A 19,041-nucleotide genomic window follows, 5' to 3' on the forward strand; every position below is an offset into this window, starting at 1 on the left:
AGCGGTAAAATTTGCCGCTTTTTGTCAAAGCAGAGTTTATGTTTAGACTAAATTTTAAAGCAGGTATCGTGACCGCTTCTAAAAACAGCGCCGATAATTATTATATGATAGGCCTTGCGGACGATAAGTACGACTATAAAAACTATCTGCTTTTCCAAAGACCGATCAAGCTCGGACGGTACGAGGACGCAGACGCACCGCATAACGGCTCATATGCCAAGTGTAGGCGACGTGTGCTATAACGGCTGCAAGGCTGTGAAAATCACTGGCGAGCTTATCGTTTTTGAAGTCCAAGATAGCGTCATCGCCGTGGATATTCGCGGCATCAAAATTCCCAAACGCTTCATTCAGTATTGTAAAGAAATTTTCGGCGATCTGCTTAGCATCGAGGGATAAATTTAAATACGCAGCGGCACGCAAAAGCAAATTTCGCAATCACAAATATAAAACCGAGATTAAAAATTTAACGAACGAATTTTTAGATAGCGCAGGATAAGAGCGTTTAAGCAAAGCCATTAAACGCGATGAAACTTCGCGCCGGAGTAAAATTATTGCGAGATTTGCGCATCAAATTCGGTGCAAGTATTATGTGGCAAAATTTACCCTAACAAACATAGCTAAATTTCACGCTCGATCCGTAGTCGTCTAAGCTTTAATTTAGATGCGCCGTTTATCGCCTCTGCCCTCTTACAGCGAGCCTCGCGGACTTAAGGGATACAAGGCGATCATCTCGCTATCCGCGCAGCCGATTATTTTTTAGAAAGGCTAATCGCTAGCGCACCCACACTGCCGCCTGCTTTTTCGGAAAAGGGCGATCGCTCGCCCTTTCTGTTTAAATTTTATCTATGCGCTCGCGGCTTATTTTGCAAAATCTAAAATTTTAGCGATATTTTCGCGGCTGTAGAGCTCCGCCATATTCCAAGCTTTGGCGTTTGTCGCGGCTACGTCTATAACCTCGTCCAGGATCTTGCCTTCGATACCGAGCTGTGCCAGGCTAGTCGGCGTGCCGATCTTATCAAACCACGCCTTAAGCGCCAGGGTTCCTTCATTCGCGCTTTTAAGGCCGAAAATTTCACGAGCAAAACGCTCAAATGCGCTTAAATTCCTATCCTTATACCACCTCATCCACGCAGGCATTACCACGCTAAGACCGGCTCCGTGCGCGCAGTCCACGACCGCGCTCATCGCATGCTCGATCATATGATTCGGATAGCCGAAGCCGCCCACGCCCACGTAAGTTAGTCCGTTTAGCGCCATCGTCGCGGCCCACGCAAACTCGGCGCGCGCGTCGTAATCGCTCGGATCTGCGAGTAGGATTTCAGTCGTGCGGATGACGGTTTTGATATTGGCTTCGATATAGGCTCGTACGATGTCCGGATGGACGCTAGCGGTAAAATACCCCTCGATGCTGTGCGCGATGATATCGCTCGCGCTATATACGAGATACTCGCGGCTGACGGTTGCTTGCAGCTGCGGGTTTATGACCGAGACCTTCGGGTATAGACACGGCGCGCTGATCGCGTATTTTTGTTTGGTCTGCTCCTTGGTCACCACGCCGCCGCAGTTCATCTCCGAGCCCGTCGCGGCGAGGGTGATGATATCAAAAATTTTAAGCGCGGCGCTAGGATTTTTGCCGGTGAAAAAATCCCACACGTCGCCCTCGTAGCAGGCGCCCGCGGCTACGGCTTTCGCCGAGTCCAGCACGCTTCCGCCGCCCACAGCAAACACGCTATCGGCGCCAAATTCTTTAGCAAGCTTGATCGCTTCATTTACTTTGCTTAACACCGGATTTGATTTTATGCCGCCAAGCTGGGTAAATTCTATACCATTTGCCTTTAAGCTACCCTCCACGACGCCCATCAGACCGCTCTTTCGTACGCGCTCGCTGCCGTATAGTACGAGAGTTTTTTTCGCGCCCGCTTCCTTCATATACTGCCCGATATGTTTTTCTTTATCCTTGCCGAATTCTATCCTCACGGGGTTGCAAAAACTAAAATCTCTCATCTTTTCTCCTTTAAATAAAGTTGCTAAATTATAGCCTTTTTTAAAATTTTGTGGTAGCACGATAGTCCAAATTCCTTGCCTAATCGTGCAAATGTAAATATAGCCCGAGTAAATTTGAAGGACTTAGTAAGCGTCGCCGCTAAACTTATACTAGCTCATGTTTCGCATAAAATATGTACTATTTACAAATAATATAAAAAGCTCTTGACATTTTCTAACTTACTTGATATATTTCTCTTAGTATTATTTACAAGTAATACATAAAAGGACTTTGTGATGGTAAAATTAAACGATATAGCCGAGATAAAAACAGGCTTAGTGTTAAGTAGAAAAAAGGCTGAGGCGCATAGTCCGTCCGAGCACTCGTATAAAATCGTCTCGCTAAAGTCGTTTGCAGAAGATGCCATTTACGACGACGCTTTTGCGGACGAATTTATATCTAGCGAGCAAATAAACGAGGAGTATAAAGTAAGTCATGGCGATATCTTGCTGCGGCTTAGAGAGCCGAATTTCGCCGTTTATATAGACAAGGGCTATGACGATCTTATTTACTCATCTTTAATGGTTCGCATAAGGGTTAAAAGCGGTAAATTTGATCCGCATTTTGTGGCGCATTATCTAAATAGCAGCGTTGTTAAAAGAGCCCTTGCGCCAGACATTTCAGGCACCGCCATAGCGATGATAAGCGTTGCTAGTATAAATAATTTAAAAATACCGCTTGTAAACTTGCAAACTCAAAACAAGATAGTAAAATACCTAAATTTGGTCCGCCAAGAGAGCGAAATTTTACAAAATTTAGCAGCTCAAAAGCAAAAATACCACAAAAGCATATTTGAAAATTTAATAAAAGAGGAGAATTAAGATGCAAAAGACCACGCAAGAGACCATAAATAACGTCGTTTGGAAGGCTTGCGACACGTTTCGCGGCACGATGGACGGAAGCGACTATAAAGACTATGTTTTAACGATGCTTTTCGTCAAGTATCTATCTGATTTTTACAAAGAAAAGCTGGGGCAGCTAAGAGCCGAGTATGGCGACAAGCGTAAAAGGATCGAAGCGAAGCTAAAGAAAGAGAAATTTAAGCTTGATGAGAGTTGCACATTTGAGTATCTTTTGGCGCACAAAGAGGCGGTAAATTTAGGCGAGATAATGAATAAAACGCTAGAAAAGATCGAAGAGGACAACAAAGACAAGCTTGAAGGCATCTTTAGGAGCATAGACTTTAACAACAAAAACAAGCTTGGCGACACGAAAGAGAGAAACGCCATCTTGCAAAATTTGCTAGAGGATTTTAGCGATAGCAGGCTAGACCTTCGTCCGTCTATGCTTGAGGGTAACGACATAATCGGCGACGCATACGAGTATCTCATAGCTCATTTTGCAAGCGATGCGGGCAAAAAAGGCGGAGAGTTTTACACGCCTAGCGAGGTTTCGACGCTTCTTGCGAAATTGGTCGAGCCAAAAGAGGGCGACATGATTTACGATCCTACTTGCGGTTCCGGCTCGCTTCTTATCAAGGCTTCAAAAGAGGTCGGTAGCAAAAATTTCCGTCTTTACGGACAGGAGAAAAACGGCCAAACTCACGCACTTTGTAAGATGAATATGTTCTTGCACGAGATAAACGACGCCGTTATCGAGTGGGGCGACACGATCAGAAACCCGCTCCACCTGCAAGATAACCTTATCAAAACATTTGACGTAGTTGTAGCAAACCCTCCATTTAGTCTAGATAAATGGGGCGCTGATTTTGCTGGGAGCGATCCTTTTATGAGATTTAGCGGCTATGCCTTGCCGCCAAAGAGCAAGGGCGACTACGCATTTGTCGTGCATATGATAAAAAGCCTAAATAAAAACGGCAAAATGGGCGTCGTGCTTCCGCACGGCGTGCTATTTCGCAGATCTAGCGAGGGCAAGATACGCCAAAAGCTGATCGAGGAAAATTTGCTTGACGCCGTTATCGGCCTACCGGCAAATCTATTTTACGGCACGAGTATACCTGCTTGCATACTAGTTTTTAAGAAAAACCGCACAAACGAAGACGTGCTATTTATCGACGCTAGCAAAGAATTTGAAAAGGGCAAAAACCAAAACTCCCTAACCGCTCAAAATATCGACAAAATAATCTCCACCTATAAAAATAGAAGCGAGATAGAAAAATACTCTCACCTAGCAAGCCTTAGCGAGATAAAAGATAACGACTACAACCTAAATATCCCTCGCTACGTCGATACTTTTGAAGAAGAAGAGGCTGTGGATATTGAGGCGACTAAAAAAGAGATTTCACGCCTTGAAGCCGAGCTAAAAAGCGTTCAAAACAAGATGAGCGAGTATCTTGCGGAGCTTGGGTTATGAGCGATATAGTTATATACAAAACCGACAATTTAGACATAAAAGTCAAAGTATCAAACGAAAGCATTTGGCTCTCAGCCGCTCAAATATCTGAAATTTTTGGCGTAGGAAAATCCGCCATAAGCAAACACATAAAAAATATTTTGTTTGAAAAAGAGCTTGACGAAAAAGAAGTTGTTTCCATTTTGGAAACAACTGGAGCTGATGGCAAAAGATATCAAGTAAAATATTACAATCTAAAAATGATCATATCTATAGGATATCGTCTTAGAAACAGCGAGCAAGCGGTTCGTTTTAGGATCTGGGCTACTGGAATTTTAAACGAATATCTAATCAAGGGCTTTGCTATGGATGATGAGCGACTAAAAAGCCCAGACCAACCGCTTAATGATTATTTTGATGAGCTACTTGAGCGCATTAGAGATATCAGAGCTAGTGAGCGCAGGTTTTATCAAAAAGTAACAAACATTTACGCAAAATGCAGTATAGATTATGATCCAAATTCACAGATCACAAAGCAGTTTTACGCAAAAGTTCAAGATAAATTTCACTATGCCATGACCGGATTTACAGCGTGCGAGATAATATTTAAAAGAGCCGACGCAACTAAACCGAATATGGGATTATTTAGCTTTAAAAATGCTCCGCTTGGCAAAATAAGAAAGTCTGATATATTGGTAGCTAAAAATTATCTTAGCGCAGACGAGCTAGATAGCTACAACAGAATAGTAGAGATGTATCTAAATTTCGCCGAATTTCAAGCGAAAAATAAAAAAACCATGACGCAAAAAGAGTGGATAAAAAAGCTGGATGATTTTTTAAACCTCAATGAAAAAGAGATATTAGATAATAACGGCTCAATAAGTAGAGAGAGTGCCGAAAAACATGCATTAGAGGAGTTTGAAAAATTTAAAAAAATGCAAGACAAATGCGATATTTCTGACTTTGATAAATTTGTTAAAAAACTAGAGAGTAGAAAATGAAAAGCGAATTTAAAAATTTACCGAGTGGGTGGAGGGTTGTGAAGCTTGAAAAGGTTGCGCCATTACAAAGAGGATATGATTTGCCAACCGATAATATTAAAGAAGGTTTATATCCAGTAGTATATTCTAACGGCATATTGAGATTTCATAATGAATTTAAAGCTAAAGCCCCAGGCGTTATAACTGGGAGATCTGGGACTATTGGAAAAGTAGTATATGTTGAGGAGGATTATTGGCCACATAATACTTCGCTGTGGGTTACAAATTTTTACGACAATAACCCCAAATTTATCTACTATATGTATATCACCCTTAATTTAGCAAGATTTAGTGCTGGTTCCGGCGTTCCAACATTAAACAGAAATGATATACATGCACAAACAATCCCGCTTCCGCCATTAGACGAGCAAGAAAAGATAGCGGAAATTTTATCTACTTGGGATGAGGCTATAAATTTAACTATAAATTTGATAGAAAACAAAAAGCGGTTTAAAAAAGCTCTTATGCAAATTTTACTTACAGCCAAAATCCGCTTTCCTGAGTTCAAAGACGAGTGGAAAGAAACAAAACTTGGAAAATGTTTAAAAGAAAAAAGTGATCGAAATACTAAAAATATTGATTTGGTTTTAAGTGTAACAAATAAATTTGGATTTGTAACTCAAGTTGAGTATTTTGATAAAAGCGTTGCTAGTGACAATATGACAAATTATAAAATCGTTAAAAAGGGAAATTTTGCCTACAACCCTTCGAGAATAAATGTCGGTTCTATTGCTTTACTGGAAAGCTATGAAATCGGAATTCTGAGTCCTATGTATGTTGTTTTTGAGTGCCTGAAAAATTCAGATAATCGTTTTTTAAAATTTTGGTTTCAAAGCCATAATTTTATTGGTAATTTATATAAATATTTAGCTGGAAGCGTTAGGAAAAGTTTGAATTTTAAAGATATGAAAACAATCTCAATAAAACTCCCAAATTTAAACGAGCAACAAAAAATCGCAGAGGTTTTGGCGGCTTGCGATGACGAGATAAATTTACTAAATTTAAAGCTAGAAAATTTAAAAAAACAAAAACAAGGCTTGATGCAAAAACTACTAAGCGGAAAGATAAGGGTAAGAATATGAGCAGTAGATTTGTTGGATTTTAATGATGTAAAGAAGCAAATTCTAGAGGATAAAAATAGGCATTTGCTTTTGGGTAATGGATTTAGCATGGCATATGACATCAAAAGATTTTCTTTTACTAGTTTGTTACAAAGTGCCGTAGACAAGAAGCTTATAAAAGAAACGGACTCTATGTATAAAGTGTTTGAAGAATTTAATACTAAAGATTTTGAGGAGGTCATTAAATTACTAGAAACTTCTGTTAGGGTGTTAAAGCATTATGGTATTGTAGGGGAGGAAGATGAGCAAAAAATATTAAATGATTCAGGTTCTCTAAAAAATCATTTGGTTGAAATCATAACAAATAACCACCAAGAAAAGATTACAAATATAACCGACGCTGAATTTGAAAATAGTATAAATTTTATAAAGGATTTTAAATCTATATATACTCTAAATTATGATTTATTGTTATATTGGACTTGCATGAAATTAAAAGCGCTTGTAGACAATGAAAAAATAAAAGACTCTAGTCTCGTGGTAAGTGATGGCTTTTGCAGCTCTGGTAATAATGGAGACGACTATGTCATTTACGCAAATGATAGTAGTGTGAAGCAAAATATTTTCTTTTTACATGGTGGGCTGCATATATTTGATAAACAAAATGAGATTATAAAAAATACGTATTGCAGAACCGACAAACCACTTAAAGAGCAAACACTAGAAAATTTAGATAAAAATATATATCCTATTTTTGTTTCAGAAGGAACTAGTGAACAAAAGAAAGCAAAAATCATACACAATGCCTATTTAAACCATTGTTATAAAAGCTTATCAAAAATTAGTGGAAGTCTTGTAATTTTTGGAACAATGTTAAAAAATGGAGACGAACATATTAGGGAGGCAATAATAAGAAGCAAAGTAAAAAATATCTATATTGGAATTTCAAATGAAAGTGCAATTAATAATTTTGATGATTTTATAGATAAATGCACTCATTTAAAAGATAAAAAAGAAGTAAAATTCTATAACTATAAGACAGCAAAAGTTTGGAGATGAAATATGACCCCCGATACTTCAGAAAACAAAATCCAGCAAAACAGCATAAATTTACTTCAAAGCTTGGGCTATAAATTTATAAGTAGGGAGGAAAATTTAAAGCTTCGCGGCGGTAAAACAAGCGAGGTTTTGTTTAGAGAAATTTTAACCAAAAAGCTTAGTGGGATAAATGGCTACGAGTATAAGGGCAAGAGATATGAATTTAGCCAAAGTAACGTTTTAAAGGCGGTCGATGAGCTAGCGGGAGTGTCTTTAAACGAAGGGCTAATGATCGCAAATGAAAGGATCACGAATTTGCTATTGCTCGGCACCAGTTTAGAAGAAAATTTAGAAGACGGCACAAAAAGGAGCTTCTCTTTTAAATTTATAGACTTTGAAAATTTACAAAACAACGACTTTTACGTAACGGAAGAATTTGAAGTAAGCAGGGCAAATCAAAGCGATAGCGCAAAAAACAGAAGGCCTGATCTCGTACTTTTTATAAACGGCATACCAATAGTCGTGATCGAGCTTAAAAAATCAAGCGTGAGCCTTGAAAACGGCATAAAGCAGCTAGAAAAAGAGCAGGGCAAAGATGAGATAGCGCACCTTTTTAAATACATCCAGCTAACTATCGCGGCAAATGGAAGTGGGGCAAGATATGGCACAACTGGCACGCCGTTTAAATTTTATAGCGTGTGGAAAGAGCAAAACGGAGCAAATGAGAGCCTAAAGGACGCGATAAAAGATAGAAAGATATGTGCTCTTGATACTACGCTCTTTTCGCTGTTGTCTAAAGATAGGCTACTAAGGCTAATTAGGCACTATATATTGTTTGATAAAAGGATGAAGAAAGTTTGCCGCTATCAGCAGTTTTTCGCTATCGAAGAGACGCTAAAGAGGGTATCAGCGAAAAAAGAGGGCGCAAGAGTGGGCGGACTCATCTGGCACACGCAAGGAAGCGGCAAGTCGCTCACTATGGTAATGCTAGCAAAGCTTTTAAAGCAAATTTATCCAAACTCAAAGGTTGTCGTCGTAACCGACAGGATAGATCTAGATGAACAGATACACGAAACTTTTAAAAACACGGATATAAAGGCGGGGAGAGCAAGTAGCGGAAGCGATCTGATAGAAAAGCTACAAGGCGGGGTTAGCGTGATAACTACGCTCGTGCATAAATTTGAAAAAGTGCAAAGTCAAAAGGTAGTGATAAGAGATAGCGATATATTTGTGCTAGTGGATGAGAGCCACCGCACGCAAGGCGGCGATCTGCATAAGGCTATGAAAAAGGCGTTGCCTCTTGCTTGCTATATAGGATTTACCGGAACGCCGCTTTTAAAGCGCGAGAAAAATAGTTTTGCTAAATTTGGCGGAGAGATACATAGATATACGATAGACGATGCGGTCAAAGATGGTGCCGTTTTGCCGCTACTTTACGAGGGGCGATACGTCGGTCAAAAGGTGCTTGATGCTGATGGGCTAAGTAGGAAATTTGATCTCATATCAAGAGAGCTAAGCGATGAGGCTAAAAGAGACCTGCAACAAAAGTGGGCGAGGTTTGAGCGTGTGGCGTCGAGCGAACAAAGGCTAGAGCTCATAGCGTTAGATATCAACGAGCATTTTAAAAAGAGTTTAAAGATGGCAAAAGGCGGCTTTAAAGCGATGTTAGCTACGCAAAGAAAATACGACGCCATAAAATATCATCAGATATTTGAAGAGTACGGAGAGATAAGAACTGCTTACGTGATCTCAAGCAACGAGCACGAGGAGCTTAAGGGTGGGCATAGAGAGTATGTCGCAAAGGCGTGGCAAGAGACGATAAAAGAGTACGGTAGCGAGGAGGTATATCTAAAATATGTCAAGAACGAATTCGTTTACGGCGACGAGATAGATCTGCTTATCGTCGTGGATAAGCTTTTAACGGGATTTGACGCGCCAAGAGCAAGCACGCTTTATATAGATAAACAGCTAAAAGAGCATAATCTGCTTCAGGCCATAGCTAGGGTAAATAGGCTTTATGACGGAAAAGATTATGGCTATATTATTGATTATAGAGGGCTTTTAGGCGAGCTTGATGAAGCGCTTACTAGCTATGCGTCGCTAAGTGGTTTTGACCCGGAGGATCTAAGTGGAGCCGTGATAGACGTAAGAAGCGAGATAATAAAGGCAAAGACCTACTATACTCATTTAGACGGGCTTTTTAGCGATGTCAAATTTAAAGACGACTTAGAAAGCTATGTGGCGGTTTTAGAGGACGTGCAAAAAAGAGACGACTTTAAAGAGTGGCTGTCGCAGTTTGCTAGAGCTTTTAAACTAGCGCTTTCGAGTGAGAAAATTTGCGATATCTTAAGCGAAGAGGAGATAAAAGCTTATAAGCAAAAGGTTAAATTTTATAACGAACTAAGAAAGACGGTGCAACTAAGATATCACGAGGCTTGCGATTTTGGTAAATACGAAGCGCAGATGCAAAAGCTACTTGATACTTATGTGAGCGCAAAAGAGGTCAATGAGCTTACGAAGCTCGTAAATATCTTTGAGACGGAATTTGATGATGAGGTGCAAAGAATCGAAGGCAAAAATGCAAAAGCCGATACGATAATCAGTGCCGTAAGTGCGGTGGTAAAAGAAAAAATGGAGTCAAATCCGGCGTTTTATAAATCAATAGCCAAACAGATACAAGATGTCATCGACGAGTATAAGGCTAAAAGACTTAGCGAAGAAGAAAAACTTGCCAAAGCAAAACAGTTAAAGGATCTGATAACAGGAGCTTTAAAACCAAACGAAGATAGATATCCAAAAGAGTTTAACGGCAAGAAAATTTTGTTTGCCATTTATGATAACTTGCTTGATATTTTAGGCAATGTGGAGCTTGAGGGTATAGAGTCGGTTGCTAAAAATTTGAGCGTGAAATTTTATGAAATTTACGAAGAGGCCTCAAAAAAACCAGAATGGCACAAAAATAAAGACGTAGAAAATGAGATAACAAGCGCGATGGAGGATGCTCTTTGGGACGTAGAGGATGAATACGGTGTTTCTATCGACGATAAAGAGAAAATTTATCAAACTATCCGTGGTATAGGGATAAGCTTTTATGCAAAGTGACGTAAAAATCATCAAAAAAGATGTAAAAAATATCACTTTAAAAGTTAGACCAAACGGCGAAGCGATACTAACCGCGCCAAATTCAGCAAGCGATGAGCATATAAAATTTATCATGCAAAAAAGAGCCAAGTGGATATCGCAAAAACGGGCGTTTTTTGCTTCGTTTAAGACGCCGCAAAAAGAGTATGTAAGCGGTGAGGATTTTAGGTATCTTGGGCGAAGCTACCGGTTAAAAGTGGTGCAGTCTAAGGAGGAGCGCGTAAAGCTACAAAGAGGTTATCTGGAGCTATTTGTAAAAGATAAAAGCGACCTAAAGCGAAAAGAAAATTTGATTTATGAGTGGTATCATGAAAAGGCGATGCTATATTTTTTTAACATCTTGCAAGAGTTTAACAAGATAGTAAAGCAAGATATCAAAAGCGTAAAAATAAGGCAGATGAAAACAAGATGGGGAAGCTGCAATCCCTATAAGTCATATATAAATTTAAACATAGAGCTCATCAAAAAACCAAAAGCGTGCATCGAATATGTAGTTTTTCATGAACTTGTTCATTTGGTGCACCCAAGTCACTCCAAACAATTTTACGATTATTTGTTTCTTTATATGAGTGACTGGGAAAAGCGTAAGAAAATTTTAGAGCGCTCCCTCTGATATATAAATATTGCGAAAAAATAATGTTATGGATTTAGGCTTTTGAAATTTTACTTTAAAAGCCTAAATTCTAATTTACTTCACCAACTCGTAATTATACTCTTTCGTGCCGTCGAGTAGATTTGTAACGTTGTAGCCTCGCTCGTTTAGGGCTTTGGCTAGCTTGGCGCTGCGGTTGCCGCTGTAGCAGTGCGTGATTATCCTTTTGTCTTTGTTGGCCTCAAGCACGTCCTTGTAGTTTTCCAAAGGCTCGCCGTATGGGATATTTATCGCGCCCTTCATATGCCCCGCGTCGTAGTCCTGCTTCTGCCTAGCATCGATGATCAGCACATTCGGCTCATTTGCTATTTTCAAAAATCCCTCCGCGTTTATGCTGCCGACCTTATACAGCTCATAGTTATACTGCTTCACGCCTGGCGCATTCATAAGCATACTAAAGCCCTTTTGTTTAAGCAGATCAAGCGCCTTGCCGCTGCGGTTGCCGGTGTTGCAATAAAGCACGACATTTCTATCCTTGTAGGCGCTTATCTCGTCCAGCCTGCTTTCAAGCTCTCCGAGCGGGATGTTGATCGCGTGCTTTAGGTGACCTGCAGCATATTCCTCCGCGCTTCTAACGTCGATGACTAGATAATTTTCTTTAGCCCTATTGTCCTCCTCTATCGCCGATAGCGCTACGCCGCTTATGGCGTGGCCGCTAGGCTGCTGCGTCTCGGCGCCGCAAGTCGCAAAAGATCCCAATGCTGCCAGCAAAACCGCGCTTTTTAAAATTTTGTGAGAAATAAATTTCATATGTTTCCTTTAAATTTTAGCTTTTAAAGCGGGGGGATTATATCAAAAAATTTAGCTAAATAGTGTGAATCTGCGCGGAATGTGATAGGTTATGCTGATACGGATTACCGATGTGAAAACGCGAAAGAGACTCGAATAAAAAACTTTTGCCAAAATATCTTAAAGGCTCGTAGGTAAAGATACTTTGCGTAAATTTATCTTTTAGAGACGGAGCAACAAATTCAAAAAAACTCACATTTGCCCGAAGGTAAATTTTATGCTTTTGCTAATTTTCATTATTTTTCAAGTATAAGTAAGATATAATCTCGAACTTTTTGGGGCGCCGTTGCGGCTCTTAAAGGGATTAAAGATGGTGTCAAGAGAGAGACTTGAACTCTCGACCTCCGGCTTATGAGACCAGCGCTCTAACCAGCTGAGCTACCTTGACACGTGAAAAGAAATGGCAAGTATAGCTAAATATTCTTATTTTTAATTGAAACACTTTAAAAGGAGAGAAAATGAATGCGGCTTTGATTTTATTAGTCGTCATAGTTTTGTTAGTTTTGGCGTTAGTGGGCGTTTATAACTCGTTCATCGCCAAGCGTAACCAGGTGCGAAATATCGCCTCTACCGTTGACACGCAGCTTAAAAAGCGCTACGACCTCATCCCAAATTTAGTTAGCGCCACGCGCGAATATATGAGCCACGAAAACGCCGTGCTAACGCGCGTTAGCGAACTTCGCTCGCAAGCGATCAACGCGGCTTCTAACGCGGATAAATTTAAGCTAAATAGCGAAATTTCGGCTCTTTTGGGGCAGATCCGCATTGCGGTAGAGGCGTATCCGAACCTCAAGGCTAACGAATCGTTTGCTAAGCTACAAAACGCGTTAGGCGAGTGCGAGGAGCAGATCAGCGCCGCACGCCGCGCTTATAACGGCGCCGTTACGGTTTATAATAACGCCTGCGAGATGTTTCCGACCAATATCATCGCTAACGTTTTTAACTTCGCCAAAGCGGAATTTTTCGCCGCTAGCGAGCAAGAAAAGCAAGCTCCGAACGTCTCTGAGCTTTTCAAAAAATAGGCGCGAGACGTATAAAATTTGCGATGGAATTTTAAAATTTCATCGCAAACGACTCCAAACGCCGTGAGTCTAAATTTATAGTGAATAAAACGGATCACGCGCAAAGAGCGCGTTCTTAAAAAAGACTTGTCGCGCAGGAGCTCGTTTTAATAAACGGCACGCTGCGAAATTTTAAAAGTCTAAATCTCGCAGTGCAAATTTTAGCCAGCTTGCCGCCGCTGCTACTTACGCAAGCGGCAGCAAAAGTAATGCTGCGTTAGTCGTGAGTAATTTTGCAAATTTGCGCTTCGGTTGCGACTGCAAGGTCCTTCGGCGCAAGAGCGATTTGTTTTCCGCGCACGCCTGCGCTAACGTAAATTTTCTCCTGCGTTAGCGCTTTTTCATCGATGAAGGTGCGGAAGTGTTTTTTCATCCCAAGCGGCGAGCAGCCGCCCCTGATGTAGCCCGTGACCTTTTGTAAATCCTTCAAATCCATCAGCTCGCAACGCTTCGCGCCGCAAATGTGCGCGAGCGCCTTGAGATCGAGATTTAGATCGCCTTGCAGGCAGGCTACGACATATTCGTGATCCGCCGTGCAAACTATCGTTTTATAGACCCGCTCGATCGGCTCGCTCACGCTGTTTGCCACGTGTACCGCATCTAAATTTAAAGGATCAACCGCGTATTCTTTAATCTCATAAGGGATTTTCAGACCGTCCAGTACGCGTGCGGCGTTTGTTTTTGAGCTCATTTCGCCTCTTTTCTTAAATTTAATAGCGGATTTTGTTTTCTTTCAAAAAATCACGCAGGTCTTCGTATTCGCCCTGATCAAAATAGCGCCATTTGCCAGGCTTTAGCGTTCCAAGCGTCATTCTGCCGAATGCCGTGCGCTTAAGCTCCACGACATCCAGATCGAAATAGCCGAAAAATCTACGCAGCTCGCGGTTTTGACCCTCGTTAATGATCGCTTTTATTTTCGTATAACCGCCGCTGCTAGGCATTATGCGGTAGCCCAAAAAGGGTTTAAACTCCATCGATTTGATCTTGCTTTTAGCGTGCGCGCCTTTGCTCGCATCTGCGGCGAAAAAGCCCTCGCGGATCGACGTTACGACCTCGTCCTTCACCTCGCCTTTTACCTTTAGATAGTACTCTCGCTCGATGTCGCTGTTCATCAGCGCCGTAGCGATCGCCGGCGCATCGGTCAGCAGCAAAAGCCCCTCGCTTGCAAAATCCAAACGCCCCACGCTAACAAATCTGCTAAACCCCTCCGGCAAGCTATCGTAAATCGTCCGCCTGCCGCGATCGTCCTTTTTAGTAACTAACTCGCCTTTGCGTTTGTTATAAACGATCATCGTAAATTCCGTCTTGGGCTTGATAGGGCGCGAGCCGATGCGGATCTTCTCCTCGCCGCTAACTTCTATAAAATCGCTAACGACGCGGCCGTTAATACTAACCTTGCCCTGCTTGATCAGCTCGTCCGCCTCACGGCGCGAGTAGCCGGTGTTGTGGGAGATAAATTTATTCAGACGCATCTTTTGCATTATTTTAGCCCCAGACTCGTTAGATCATGGATATGCAAGATCCCCGCGGGCACGCCGTTTTCGACCACGGGCAGGACTTGAATTTTAAATTGCTCGATCAAATTTAGCGCGTCTATGGCTAACATATTTTTATCGTCCAGCATTTTAGGATTTTTGGTGGCATATTTTAGCGCGCCGTCATTGATGTCAAAATCCTCTCGCATCAGCGCGCGGCGCAGATCGCCGTCGCTTAAGATCGCCTCGAGCGTACCCTTTTCGTTCACCAACAAAACGGTGCCGAGCTTTCCGTGAGTCATAACGTCGATGGCTTGTTTTAGACTGGCGTTACGCTTTGCAACTGGCAAATTTTTGCTTTGCATTACGTCTTTTACTTTGACGAAGAGTCGCTTGCCGAGGCTGCCGCCTGGGTGAAAATTTGCAAAATCCTCCTTACCGAATCTACGCTGCCTCATCAAACAGATCGCTAACGCGTCGCCCAAACCGAGCGTTAGCGTCGTAGAAACCGTAGGCGCGGCGCCAAGCGGACAGGCCTCTTTGACAATGTTAAGGCTTATGAACTCATCACAAACCTTGCCGAGCGAGCTGTTTTTATCGCGTGCCATCGCGATGATCTTTACGCCGAAGCGTTTGAGGTGTGGCAGAATTCTAACCAGCTCCTCGCTCTCGCCGCTAAAGCTAATCGCAAGCACCATATCGTCCTTGCCAATCATACCCAGATCGCCGTGTAGCGCCTCGGTAGGGTGGACAAAAAACGACGGCGTGCCGGTGCTGGCAAGCGTCGCGGCGATCTTAACGCCTATGTGACCGCTCTTGCCCACGCCGGTGACGATCACCTTGCCCTTGCAAGCAAGGATCAAATTTGCGGCCCGCTCGATCTCTTCGCCGATAAGATCCGCATGCCGCAAAAGCTCCGCTCCTTCGAGCCTTAGCACCTCTCGTGCCGTATCTAAAATTTCACTCATTCAACCTTCTTTTTAAAATTTGCTTTCATTTTGCGCCTCTTTACGCCGCGCCTAAATTTACGCTAGCTGAAATTTCGCGCCTTTAAAATTTACGCCGCAAAATTCTAATCACAAAATCACGCGCCCCCTTACCTACTCGCCGCGGGCTTGCTAGACACACTTTAAATTTTACTTTACGCCAAAATTTTGCGTTCAAATTTTACTAACCGCTTTAAAATTTTCACGCCGTAAAACTCGCTTTCATCGCAAAATTTCAGACCCGAGCGCTAACCGGCGCCATCAAAATTTCACTCGCCCGCCGCAGATCAAAGTCTCTTTGCGCGCTAAATTTAGCCGCGCTTACATCAAATAAATTACCGGTACAATAGTCGGATATTTTTTGATCTTTCTAAAGATGTGCTTTCGCACGGCCTGGCGGATCTTGCCCTCCAGCGCCCAGTGATCGAGCAAAATTTCATCTTTTAAATTTGCTAAAAACTGCTCGATGATGCCCTGCATCTCCTTGGTAAAGTGCGCCGTTTGATTATCGGCGACGAGCCCGTAGGTGATGACGCGCGTCTGGATGAGCCTCTTTTCGTTTTTGTCGATCTGCGCGATGATTACCGCGACGCCCGCATCGGCTAAATTTTGGCGGTGCTTGACGATCTCATCAGAGATCTGCTTGTTGATCTGATTATCGATAAAAACCTTGCCCGTCTTGACGGTCTTGACGCGCTTTAGATATTTTTCGCAAACCTCCATCTGATCGCCGTCGTTCATCAGATAGATATTTTTCTCCTCGATGCCGCACTCCATCGCGGTCTCTTTGTGCTTTACGATGTGATTATACTCGCCGTGCACGGGTAGGAAAAATTTTGGCTTTATCAAGCGCAGCATGAGTTTTTGCTCCTCGATCGAGGCGTGCCCGCTTACGTGTATCTCGCTGAAGTCCTGATACGCGACCTTTGCGCCGCTTTTTAGCAGGTAGTTAAGCACAGTTGAGACGCTGCTTTCGTTGCCGGGGATTGCTTTGGCGCTGATGATTACCTGATCGGTGGATTTGATTTTAATGTATTTGTGCTCGTCCGTCGCCATGCGGTACAGCGCGCTCATCGTCTCGCCCTGCGAGCCAGTAGTAACGATTAAAACCTCATTATCAGGATATTTTGAGACCTGATCGGCATCGACGAAGATTTTTTTGTCTAAATTTACGTAGCCAAGCTCCATCGCGGTAAATAAATTTCGCTCCATGCTTCGTCCGATGACGCAGACCTTGCGGCCGTATTTTACGCCGCGCTCTATAGCCTGATAGACGCGGTGGATGTTTGAGCTAAAGGTGCTCATTATCACGCGCCCCTTACAGCTCGAAAATATCGTATCAAAGGTCTTGCCTACCGAGCTTTCGGACTTCGTGATCCCCCCTTTGTGCGAGTTTGTGCTATCGCTCATCAAAAGTATGACGCCCTGATCGCCGTAATGCGCCAGACGGTTCAGATCGGTCGGATAGCCGTCGATCGGCGTGTGATCAATCTTAAAATCGCCCGTATGGATGATAGTGCCCGCCTTCGTCGTGATCGCAAGCGCGCTTGCATCGATAATCGAGTGAGTTATATGGATAAACTCGACCTCGAAATCGCCGATCTGATAGAGCTGGCGCTTCTGCACGGGGCGGAAGTAGCTGCGCTCGGCTTTAAGGCCGTGCTCTTCAAATTTATTACTTATCATCCCCAAAGGAAGCGGCGTAGCGTAGATCGGAAATTGAAATTCTTTGAAAAAATATGGCATCGCGCCGATGTGGTCCTCGTGCGCGTGGGTGATGAGGATGCCTTTGATCTTATTTTTTATCCTGCGGACATAATCGAAATCAGGGATCAAAATATCCACTCCGAGCATGCTCTCCTCGGGAAAGCTCATGCCTACGTCGACGATGATCGCGCTCGTGTTGGTCTCAAACACGGTCATATTTGCGCCGATCTCGCCTAGCCCTCCAAGCGGCGTGATGCGTATCGTCTCATCGCTGCGATTCGCGTTTTTAAGCGGATGCAGGCGCTCCTCGTGGATCAGCTTGTTTTGTGCGATCGCATCATCCATCGCCTTCTGCCACGGCTCATTGCCGGTAAGGCTCTTTGGCATATTTGAGCGCTTTTTGTGCTTTTTCTTTTTCTGCGAGTCTGAAGAGTTCGTATCGTCTGAGGCGCTAGAATTTGCGCCTTTTGCGCTGCTGCTATTTGATTTTGCACGACCGTCGCGGTTTAAATTTGAACCGCCCGCGCCGTTTTCGTTGTTTTTTGGGTATGCGCCGCCGAAATGCGCACCGCTCGCGCCGTTTGAATGCGCGGCGTTTGAACCGCCGTTTGACGAACTACCCGAAGAATTTGATCCGTTGCGAGAGCCATTTTTTGAACCCTGTGAAGGAGCGGAATTTTGCCCGTTTTTTGCGCCTTTGTTTTTGCGAGAGCCGTTTTCATGCTCGCCGCCGAATTCCGCGCCGCCCGCAGAGCCCTCACTCGCGATAGATTTTTTTAGATTTTCCTTGCGTTTTTTGTAGCGATTGCTTTTTTTGAGTCGTTCGACGCCGTTTTCATTTCTGTTTTCTTCCATCTTTTACCTTTAAATTTTTAAAAATTTCTAAAAAAAGGGTGGAATTTAACTCGTGCGCCCGAACCGTAGACGGAATTTTCAAATTTAAAAAGATCTCTTCGGCTAAGCCTCTATCAAATTTTGCACTTAAATTTTTAATAAGCGTCTTTCGCGGCGCGCTGAAAGATACGCGCAAAAAGCTTTTAAATTTCTCGTGTTCATCGAGACTTTGGAGCTGAGCGCAACTTTTTACGCCGAGGCTATCTGCGTTTATCTCGGCACCGGGCTTGAAATTTTTGCCCTTTACGAGCCTGATCACCGACGAAGTTACCTTCGGCGCAGGCTCGAAGCAGCCAGGCTCAACGTCGAATAGAAGCTCGCAACCGCCAGCGAGATCGGCTAGGATCGAAAGAGCGCTAAAATCGCTCTGCCCGGCTCTAGCGCAGAATTTTAAAGCGACCTCCTTTTGGATCATCACCAAAAATCCGCTGCACAACTCATCGTCGATCGCCTGCAAAATCATCTTTGTAGCGATGTAGTAGGGCAAATTTGCGACCAAAAAATATTCGCCGCAGCCAAGACCCCGCTGCTGCCAAATCCGCAAAGCATCGCCCAAAACGAGCTCAAGCTCGCCGCTAGCGATCTGCTGTGCAAATTTAGCGCTTAAAATTTGATATAAATCTTCATCTATCTCGAAACTCTTTAATCTGTAAAATTCCAAAAGCTTGCGAGTTAAATCACCTAAGCCAGCCCCGATCTCAACGACATTCTGTACGCTCTCGGGGATCGCTTGGATGATCTTGCTTAAAACGGCTTCGTCTTTTAAAAAATTTTGCCCGAACTCTTTTTTCGCCCTAATCATCAAGGAAGCTTAGCCAAATTTTACTTATAAAGTCATTATATTAAGTAAAATTTGGCTAA

At 42.9% G+C, this 19,041-nt stretch carries 17 protein-coding genes and 1 tRNA gene; 10 read left to right on the forward strand and 8 right to left on the reverse strand.

The window, feature by feature from the left end; all coding sequences use genetic code 11:
• Positions 1 to 38 precede the first annotated feature (38 nt).
• On the forward strand, positions 39 to 242 hold the full coding sequence (locus Q0135_RS10025; protein ID WP_297990194.1) for an Imm10 family immunity protein: 204 nt from the start codon (positions 39 to 41) through the stop codon (positions 240 to 242).
• Positions 243 to 255: 13 nt separating this feature from the next.
• Complete coding sequence (locus Q0135_RS10030; RefSeq protein WP_297961318.1) at positions 256 to 396, forward strand: hypothetical protein; 141 nt, start codon at positions 256 to 258, stop codon at positions 394 to 396.
• A gap of 462 nt (positions 397 to 858) precedes the next feature.
• Here Q0135_RS10030 and Q0135_RS10035 read toward each other — a convergent pair whose 3' ends face one another.
• Positions 859 to 2,004, reverse strand: coding sequence for an iron-containing alcohol dehydrogenase (locus Q0135_RS10035; RefSeq protein WP_297990196.1), 1,146 nt, complete (start codon positions 2,002 to 2,004; stop codon positions 859 to 861).
• Between the two features lie 276 nt (positions 2,005 to 2,280).
• Here Q0135_RS10035 and Q0135_RS10040 point away from each other — a divergent pair, with 276 nt between their 5' ends.
• From Q0135_RS10040 to Q0135_RS10070, 7 genes are read left to right on the forward strand one after another with little or no spacing between them, the layout of a single operon-like run.
• The gene (locus Q0135_RS10040) at positions 2,281 to 2,865 is read left to right on the forward strand and encodes a restriction endonuclease subunit S (protein ID WP_297990198.1); all 585 of its coding nucleotides are present in this window, start codon (positions 2,281 to 2,283) and stop codon (positions 2,863 to 2,865) included.
• A gap of 1 nt (position 2,866) precedes the next feature.
• Positions 2,867 to 4,357 carry a type I restriction-modification system subunit M gene (locus tag Q0135_RS10045; RefSeq protein WP_297990200.1) on the forward strand — a complete coding sequence of 497 codons (1,491 nt, stop codon included), beginning with the start codon at positions 2,867 to 2,869 and terminating at the stop codon, positions 4,355 to 4,357.
• Positions 4,354 to 5,337, forward strand: coding sequence for a virulence RhuM family protein (locus Q0135_RS10050; protein ID WP_297990202.1), 984 nt, complete (start codon positions 4,354 to 4,356; stop codon positions 5,335 to 5,337). The genes Q0135_RS10045 and Q0135_RS10050 overlap by 4 nt, the downstream gene beginning before the upstream one ends.
• Complete coding sequence (locus Q0135_RS10055) at positions 5,334 to 6,458, forward strand: restriction endonuclease subunit S (protein WP_297990204.1); 1,125 nt, start codon at positions 5,334 to 5,336, stop codon at positions 6,456 to 6,458. The genes Q0135_RS10050 and Q0135_RS10055 overlap by 4 nt, the downstream gene beginning before the upstream one ends.
• A 12-nt stretch (positions 6,459 to 6,470) precedes the next feature.
• Positions 6,471 to 7,496, forward strand: coding sequence for a DUF4917 family protein (locus Q0135_RS10060; protein WP_297990258.1), 1,026 nt, complete (start codon positions 6,471 to 6,473; stop codon positions 7,494 to 7,496).
• Positions 7,497 to 7,499: 3 nt separating this feature from the next.
• Entirely contained in the window at positions 7,500 to 10,577 is a 3,078-nt protein-coding gene (locus tag Q0135_RS10065) for a type I restriction endonuclease subunit R (protein WP_297990205.1), read from the forward strand.
• A complete protein-coding gene (locus tag Q0135_RS10070) occupies positions 10,567 to 11,229 on the forward strand; it encodes a M48 family metallopeptidase (RefSeq protein WP_297990206.1) in 663 nt (220 codons plus the stop codon). Before Q0135_RS10065 ends, Q0135_RS10070 begins: the two co-directional genes overlap by 11 nt.
• 75 nt (positions 11,230 to 11,304) lie before the next feature.
• On the opposite strand, the gene Q0135_RS10075 is transcribed toward Q0135_RS10070, so the two are convergent.
• Together Q0135_RS10075 and Q0135_RS10080 are read right to left on the reverse strand one after the other, a co-directional pair.
• Positions 11,305 to 12,018 carry a rhodanese-like domain-containing protein gene (locus Q0135_RS10075; protein ID WP_297990208.1) on the reverse strand — a complete coding sequence of 238 codons (714 nt, stop codon included), beginning with the start codon at positions 12,016 to 12,018 and terminating at the stop codon, positions 11,305 to 11,307.
• Between the two features lie 350 nt (positions 12,019 to 12,368).
• A tRNA-Met gene (locus Q0135_RS10080) sits at positions 12,369 to 12,445 on the reverse strand.
• Positions 12,446 to 12,515: 70 nt separating this feature from the next.
• Between Q0135_RS10080 and Q0135_RS10085 the strand changes: the two genes are divergently transcribed.
• On the forward strand, positions 12,516 to 13,079 hold the full coding sequence (locus Q0135_RS10085; protein WP_297961402.1) for a LemA family protein: 564 nt from the start codon (positions 12,516 to 12,518) through the stop codon (positions 13,077 to 13,079).
• Positions 13,080 to 13,335: 256 nt separating this feature from the next.
• On the opposite strand, the gene ybaK is transcribed toward Q0135_RS10085, so the two are convergent.
• From ybaK to rsmA, 5 genes are all read right to left on the reverse strand, one after another.
• The gene (gene ybaK / locus Q0135_RS10090) at positions 13,336 to 13,809 is read right to left on the reverse strand and encodes a Cys-tRNA(Pro) deacylase (protein WP_297990211.1); all 474 of its coding nucleotides are present in this window, start codon (positions 13,807 to 13,809) and stop codon (positions 13,336 to 13,338) included.
• A gap of 19 nt (positions 13,810 to 13,828) precedes the next feature.
• Positions 13,829 to 14,599, reverse strand: a complete 771-nt coding sequence (locus Q0135_RS10095) for a pseudouridine synthase (RefSeq protein ID WP_297990213.1) — start codon at positions 14,597 to 14,599, stop codon at positions 13,829 to 13,831.
• Positions 14,599 to 15,561 carry an SIS domain-containing protein gene (locus tag Q0135_RS10100; RefSeq protein WP_297990214.1) on the reverse strand — a complete coding sequence of 321 codons (963 nt, stop codon included), beginning with the start codon at positions 15,559 to 15,561 and terminating at the stop codon, positions 14,599 to 14,601. Before Q0135_RS10100 ends, Q0135_RS10095 begins: the two co-directional genes overlap by 1 nt.
• 339 nt (positions 15,562 to 15,900) lie before the next feature.
• Entirely contained in the window at positions 15,901 to 18,141 is a 2,241-nt protein-coding gene (locus Q0135_RS10105; protein WP_297990216.1) for a ribonuclease J, read from the reverse strand.
• Positions 18,122 to 18,982 carry a 16S rRNA (adenine(1518)-N(6)/adenine(1519)-N(6))-dimethyltransferase RsmA gene (gene rsmA / locus Q0135_RS10110; RefSeq protein ID WP_297990218.1) on the reverse strand — a complete coding sequence of 287 codons (861 nt, stop codon included), beginning with the start codon at positions 18,980 to 18,982 and terminating at the stop codon, positions 18,122 to 18,124. The genes Q0135_RS10105 and rsmA overlap by 20 nt, the downstream gene beginning before the upstream one ends.
• Positions 18,983 to 19,041: the final 59 nt, after the last annotated feature.

It is taken from the genome of uncultured Campylobacter sp. (assembly GCF_937981295.1).
Lineage (GTDB): Bacteria > Campylobacterota > Campylobacteria > Campylobacterales > Campylobacteraceae > Campylobacter_B.